The organism is Thermococcus sp. LS2 (genome assembly GCF_012027375.1).
Taxonomy (GTDB): domain Archaea; phylum Methanobacteriota_B; class Thermococci; order Thermococcales; family Thermococcaceae; genus Thermococcus_B.
In genome coordinates this window covers 65,109-71,403 of the sequence record NZ_SNUI01000010.1, presented here as the reverse complement: position 1 = coordinate 71,403, position 6,295 = coordinate 65,109, and the positions used below count along the sequence as shown (strand labels likewise).

Genomic DNA, 6,295 nt, shown 5'->3' with positions numbered 1-6,295 from the left:
TTTGCTGATTGTTTTTGTTTTGAATTCTGTTTTTTCGTGTAGTACTATTATCAGGTGGATTTTATCCTGATCAAGTTTCATGTTCTTGTGCTTAATATGTCTTGCGAAATAATTTTGGGATACAACAGCAAAGACTGAAGAGCAACAATTTTTATAAGCTCCTCTTTGCTCTTGAAGTAGTTGTAAAAAGTGCCTTTAGCAACTCCTGCCCGCTCAACAATTTCATCGACAGTAGTTTTGTCGTAGCCCTTTTCAGCAAAGAGCTCTCTTGCGGCTTTTAAAATCTTCTCTCTGGTATCCATGCCCAGCACTCCCCAATTTATACTGACTGCTTAGTCATCAGCGTGATATAAAAAAGTTACGGCAGTCTAAATGCATCCAAAGAACAAAGTCATTATACCCAAATGTTTTTGTTTGGGGTTTTAGACTTGTAATTTCCACCAGAAGCCTCAGGAAAGGGTACAAAAATATCCCTTTATGCAACATTTAAAAACCCCCAATCAAACTTAAGAACAGGTGAGAAATATGTGTTTGGCAGTTCCAGCTAAAGTTCTTGAAATCAACGGAAACGTTGCGATTGTTGATTTTGGAGGAGTAAAGAGAGAGGCTCGCTTAGATTTGCTCTCAGACGTTAAAGTTGGCGACTATGTTATAGTTCACACGGGTTTCGCAATAGAGAAGCTCGATAAGCAAACTGCCGAGGAAATTCTAAAGGCATGGGAAGATGTCCTAAAAGCGTGGGAGGAATGAGAATGGAAGCTTTTAGCGTTTTTAGAAACAAAGAACTTGCTCAGAAAATAACGAGGGTCATCCACAAAGAAGCTGAAAAAATTGGAAGAGTTGTTAAAATCATGCACGTCTGCGGAACTCACGAGGATACAGTAACAAGGAGTGGGATCCGCTCACTCTTACCGGAAAATGTTAAAATCGTCAGCGGTCCTGGCTGTCCCGTCTGTATAACCCCAGTTGAGGACATCGTAAAGATGCAAGAGATAATGAGGAAAGCTTATGAAGAGGGAGAAAAAATTATTCTAACAACATTTGGCGATATGTACAAGATTCCCACGCCAAGAGGGAGCTTTTCCGACTTGAAAAGTGAAGGATATGACGTCAGAGTGGTTTACTCAATTTACGATGCCTATAAGATTGCTAAGAAAAATCCTGAGCGATTAGTCGTTCACTTCTCTCCTGGCTTCGAGACCACAACAGCTCCAGCTGCGGGAATGCTCAACGCAGTTGTTGAGGAAAAGCTTGAGAACTTCAAAATTTATTCTGTTCACCGCTTAACGCCCCCAGCCGTTGAGGCACTGGTTAAGCAGGGCACAGCCTTTGATGGTCTCATTGATCCTGGTCACGTATCCACAATAGTAGGGGTTAAAGGCTGGGAGTACATAACGAGGGAATACGGGGTTCCCCAAGTTGTTGCTGGCTTTGAACCCGTTGATGTGCTGATGGCAATCTTGATGCTTCTAAGGATGATAAGAAAAGGAGAGGCAAAGATTGAGAATGAATATACAAGAGCTGTGAAATACGAGGGAAATGTTGAAGCCCAAAAGCTGATAAACAAGTTCTTTGAAGTTGTAGATGCAAAATGGAGAGCTTTAGGAATAATTCCAAAGAGTGGACTTGAGCTTAGAGAGGAGTACAAAGATTTGGAGATAAGGACTTATTACAATCCAGAAGTTCCAAAGCTCCCCGACTTAGAGAAAGGCTGCCTCTGCGGTGCAATACTTCGCGGGTTAGCGTTACCACCACAGTGTCCCCACTTTGGAAAGACATGCACTCCAAGGAATCCAGTTGGGCCGTGTATGGTTTCATATGAAGGAACGTGCCACATCTTCTACAAGTACGGAGCTTTGTTCTAGCTGTTGCTTTTTAATTTTTTGCATGGTGAAAGTTCAAATCACCTTAACCATCCTTTCTCTCCAAGCGCCAATGCGAACTCTCATGTATCCTTTAAGTTTCTCATCAACCTTCTTATCCCCAGTATACACCCTTATTGGCCTTTCAACTTTTGATGGAGTTGCAACGACAATGATGTTTTCTTTTGGAATATGCCTAAGGACATCTGCAGAGAACTGCTGATTGCCTCTTCCGAAGAGGAAATTAACACCCCCCACAACTGTAACAATTATTTTGGGGTTTTTGTCAATGAATTTCAGCAAATCCTTTTCTTGAGCATCTTTAACTAAAAGCCTCGCCCTCCCGTCTTGGATTTCAACGATATCAACTCCCAAAAGGGTTCCATCAATGCCAAGTTTGTCTTTAATCCTCTTCACCGTCGAGCCTGCCCCTAAAAAGTAGATTCCATCTTCCAGCTCTTCAACAATAGCTTCAGCCAACGCTTCAAGTTCTTCACTTTCATCAACTTTTGTCGGCTCTTTGGATCCCTGAACAAGAGTTTCAACATAGGGAGTTAGTGCTGTTCCATAAAGCTTAGCTTTTACCTCGTCTCTCCTATATGCATCTTCATCCAAATCTAAAATTTCACGCTCCACTATCTCTGCATCTCCCTTAATGAACTCAATCAAAAGTTTAGCTGCATCTTCTGGAGAAGAAGCAAAAACCCCAGAGAACATTTTTACTCCCGTTGGAATCCCAAGGATTGGGACTTCTTTATCAACTGCAGAATAAACATCCCTCGCAGTTCCATCTCCTCCAGCAAAAACCAAAATACCAACTTTATCCGCCATAAGCTTTGCCAGAGTTTTTGTATCTTCATTTGTGGTATCTGGAATCCTAACTCCAAAAATATCCCTATAGCCGATTTCCCTGTGTTTGATAACCTGATAAGGAAAATCAAATTCTCTGAGGGCATATTCACCGAGCTCTTTAGGGCCTGTTAAAAATTCTATACCCTTAGATTTCTCATACTGGGAAAGCTCACTTAAAAAGAGTTTAGCTAAATCTAATGCTATCGGCTTGGCCCCTCTTCTTATCGCTTCTTCAACAACTCCATCTGTACCTTTTAAGGCGACTTTTCCTCCCATTCCAGCTATTGGATTAATTATCAGACCAACCTTCATTTTATCACCTCATGTACTTCCTAGCAAAAACTGTTAACAACACTGCCCACATGAACATTCCAAATATTGCTTCACTTGAAGCCAAAATTCTCCCGATCCCAATTGGATGCAGATCGCCATAGCCCAATGTTGTTGCAGTAACTATGCTGAAGTACACATAATCCAAAAAAGATTTCAAAGGAACTCCACTCCCTTCAACACTTTTTGTAAGATAAAAAATAATTGGAAATACTACGTTTACGGTAATAATCCAGATTACAATCGGTCTTTTCCAAGTGGTACCGTATTTGCATGTAAGATCAGCTAAAAGCCACTCTACATAGGGCTCGATGAGAAGAATCTTTTTCCGCCCTTTTCTGTACGCCATCATGCGCTGTTTCCTTTTTGCAACCATCTCCTTATAATAATACTCATCAGCCTTATCTTTGTCTCCGTTTTTTTCCCATGAAGTACGGGCTAATCGATAGAATATTTCTTCTATATAGGGATTGTTGAAATGGCATTCTTCAAGCAGAATAAAGCCCTCAACATCTAATTCTGCCACAAGATTTGGCAAAACCGTTAGATTCCAAGTAATATCGCTGTAAAAGCGAACTTTCCTAAAAATAATGTTGTTCAGAATTTTAACGTGAACAAACTCGGGTAGCTTAATCTTGCTTTGAGTTATTTGAACATGCCCAGGAATCTCAAGGTTCTCCATCAAAAGTTGCCCATCAAAGCCCCTAATCAAAACCCTAACCTGCCGCTTAAAGCGGGGGTTCTCATCAAAGTGAACCCCACTAATTACAAATATTTCAGCCTTTGCATGCTTCCTCGAGACTTCGTTAACTTTAACTCCATGCTCTTCAAGAATCTGCCTTAAGAGCGGATATCTTGAGTTGATTCCAATTCTCCTAACACCATTGAGGTTGAAAAGCTCGATCCTGCCGTAAGCTTTGCTCCTCTCACCGTATTCTTCTTCGCTCGGCTTCTCTTCAGTTTTAACGTATTGGAAGGAGTTCATCATAATATATCTAATGTCACTGTCTTTTAGGTAAAGCGAACCATAGAAGTTTAATCTCAGGATATTAACGCCAAATACACTTGATTTGGCTATCATAAGAGTTTTCAATTTTGTTTCAAATATAATCACCCTCTCGATTGATGAGCCATATATCGTCAGCCCACCGATTTCTGAGCTGTCTATTATGAGCGTCTTTATCTTTGAATTTTTGAAAACTAAGGTTTTATCGCTCTTGAAGTTTGAAATTCTAATATCATAGAGGTAAACTCCCTCAAAGTATGTAATGCCTCTTTTAAGTCTCTTAAGAAAAGCCTTCTCTTTGATTTCTTTAATTTTGTCCCCATAGAGGAGCTCTCCCTCTTCGTAAGGAATGTGGAGCGAGCAGTATTTAGAGCCTTGCAGCGGCTTTATTCTGCATTTTTCCCCGTTTTCATATACATACTCGCACATCATCACTCACCTTCAAGTTCCATCTCTTCCTGCATTGCTCTGAGCTTTGCTTTTTCGACTGCTTCTTCATGCTCAATCCGACCTTTAATACCTTTAACCCTCTTTGAGAGATTCAAGAGAACATCTTCCGGCCCATATAAAACTATTAAGTCCCCAGGCACAATTTTTGTATCCCCACTTGGAGCACCGAGATAAACTTCCTTTTCTCCTACTTTTCTGTAAATTCCCAAAACTAAAACTCCCTCCTTATCGAGCTGTAACTCCCTTAAAGTTTTATTTGCCAGCCAGCTGTTCTTTTTGACTTTTATCTGTGCAATTGAATATCCCCTGCTTATGCCCAAGAGCTGATTGTAGTCATAAATTTTAAGTGAGGGAAAGAATTTGTTGAGGGCTCTCCTAATTATCTTCCTCATCATTTTGTCTATCCATTTAGACCTCACAAAAAGATATAAAGCCATCAGGCCTCCTAAGAGCAAGATGAAAGTCTGCTTAGCCTCTTCACCGCTCTTGCCAATAAAGGTTAATACAAGAGTTGCTATGGCCGAAGTTATTCCCGCACTGCCTAGAAAGATTAAAATCCGGATTATTTTTCTTCTCACTGGATGTGAAACCACATACTCTGACTCTGAAGTCGTAAAGCCGGTTCCAGAAAAAGCCGACTGAGCTTGAAAAGCTGCAACATCTCTTGAAAGTCCAGTCATCTCTAATGCAACAGCTCCGATTCTAACGATTATAATTGAAACGAGAATAACTAATAGGAACGATATGAGGGCTATCAGTGGGCATCACCTTCCAGATAGTTATCTTCAGGGGATAATTAAAGATTTCTGCTCTTGAGCTTCCTCATGTAGAACCTCTTTCCATCGTATTCAAGCTCAATGAGCTTTTCTTCCCTCAAAAGCTTCTCAACAACACTCCAATCTGCATTGGCCTTTTTGAGAAAGTCTTCAACGGCATCTTCTCTCATCGGGTGGACAGCCGTTATGCTCAGTAAATCCTCTTCAACATTCCCCGTAAAAGCAAATGCATTTCCCTCATATCCAATGAGGTACTCTACCCTATCACTTCCTAAAGCCTTAGCAAAAATCTGAAACGCTCTGTTTATCGTCTCCTCACTAGCTGGCTTAACCCACCTCTCCGCTGGGGGCCTCGTTGGAATAGCTATGTAAGCTATATCTGGTTTAAGCTCCTCCAAAAACTCAGCAATCTTCTCAAATTCGTCTCCATAATTAATTCCATCGATGAGCATAGTCTCTGTTACGAGTTTTCCGTTGAATTCTTTTCTGAATTCGAGCATTCCATCAAGGATTTCATCGAGCTTTAAGCTTTTGTGCGGTCTGTCAATTTTTCTCCAGAGTTGCTCACTTACAGCATCAAGCTTTAGAGAGACAAAATCAAACTTCAACAAATCTTCCCTAGCATCCTCCCTCCAGATTAGGGAAGAGTTTGTTAGAATTGCCAAAGGGATTCCAAGTTCTTTCAGCAGCTCAGCTTCCTTTCCAAGGTTAATGTCCAAAGTCGGTTCACCATCTGGGACGAATGTGATGTAATCAACGTGCTCTCCTTTTGCTCTGGCTTTCTCAACTTTTTCTTTAGCTTCCTTGAGGATTAACTCTGGGTTATAAAATGCTCTCCTTTCAACTTCCATCTTAATTGTTCTCCCAATTTGGCAGTAAACACAAGCATATGAGCATACTTTATCTGGAATGTTATTTATGCCTAGGCTTTTTCCTAATCTGCGAGATGGAACGGGACCAAATGCTATCATTGACTTTCACCGAAATTAGGTTAGCCTAATGGCGTATAAAGATTTCGA

General features: G+C 40.8%; 7 protein-coding genes. 2 read left to right on the top strand and 5 right to left on the bottom strand.

The genetic code is table 11. The features are described 5' to 3' along the window. Positions 1 to 77: 77 nt before the first annotated feature. Complete coding sequence (locus E3E24_RS11235) at positions 78 to 302, bottom strand: TetR/AcrR family transcriptional regulator (protein WP_167916030.1); 225 nt, start codon at positions 300 to 302, stop codon at positions 78 to 80. A gap of 223 nt (positions 303 to 525) precedes the next feature. Between E3E24_RS11235 and E3E24_RS11230 the strand changes: the two genes are divergently transcribed. Beyond that, positions 526 to 750 (top strand): HypC/HybG/HupF family hydrogenase formation chaperone, encoded by a 225-nt coding sequence (locus E3E24_RS11230; RefSeq protein ID WP_167885537.1) that lies wholly within the window; start codon positions 526 to 528, stop codon positions 748 to 750. 2 nt (positions 751 to 752) lie between these two features. Continuing rightward, positions 753 to 1,865: a hydrogenase formation protein HypD gene (gene hypD, locus E3E24_RS11225; protein ID WP_167885536.1), complete on the top strand. Its 1,113-nt coding sequence runs from the start codon at positions 753 to 755 to the stop codon at positions 1,863 to 1,865. A gap of 33 nt (positions 1,866 to 1,898) precedes the next feature. On the opposite strand, the gene E3E24_RS11220 is transcribed toward hypD, so the two are convergent. Genes E3E24_RS11220 through E3E24_RS11205 form a run of 4 tightly spaced genes read right to left on the bottom strand, consistent with a single transcriptional unit; the run spans position 1,899 to position 6,247 of the window. Next, a complete protein-coding gene (locus tag E3E24_RS11220) occupies positions 1,899 to 3,026 on the bottom strand; it encodes an ATP-NAD kinase family protein (protein WP_167885165.1) in 1,128 nt (375 codons plus the stop codon). 4 nt (positions 3,027 to 3,030) lie between these two features. Continuing rightward, entirely contained in the window at positions 3,031 to 4,479 is a 1,449-nt protein-coding gene (locus tag E3E24_RS11215; protein ID WP_167885164.1) for a potassium channel family protein, read from the bottom strand. A 2-nt stretch (positions 4,480 to 4,481) separates the two neighbouring features. After that, entirely contained in the window at positions 4,482 to 5,258 is a 777-nt protein-coding gene (locus tag E3E24_RS11210) for a TrkA C-terminal domain-containing protein (protein WP_167885535.1), read from the bottom strand. 38 nt (positions 5,259 to 5,296) lie between these two features. Then, entirely contained in the window at positions 5,297 to 6,247 is a 951-nt protein-coding gene (locus tag E3E24_RS11205) for a radical SAM protein (protein ID WP_167885163.1), read from the bottom strand. Positions 6,248 to 6,295: the final 48 nt, after the last annotated feature.

Coding starts and splice junctions, on each gene's coding strand:
- E3E24_RS11235 (WP_167916030.1), bottom strand. CDS start 302: ATGGATACCAGAGAGAAGATTTTAAAAGCCGCAAGAGAGCTCTTTGCT.
- E3E24_RS11230 (WP_167885537.1), top strand. CDS start 526: ATGTGTTTGGCAGTTCCAGCTAAAGTTCTTGAAATCAACGGAAACGTT.
- hypD (WP_167885536.1), top strand. CDS start 753: ATGGAAGCTTTTAGCGTTTTTAGAAACAAAGAACTTGCTCAGAAAATA.
- E3E24_RS11220 (WP_167885165.1), bottom strand. CDS start 3,026: ATGAAGGTTGGTCTGATAATTAATCCAATAGCTGGAATGGGAGGAAAA.
- E3E24_RS11215 (WP_167885164.1), bottom strand. CDS start 4,479: ATGTGCGAGTATGTATATGAAAACGGGGAAAAATGCAGAATAAAGCCG.
- E3E24_RS11205 (WP_167885163.1), bottom strand. CDS start 6,247: ATGATAGCATTTGGTCCCGTTCCATCTCGCAGATTAGGAAAAAGCCTA.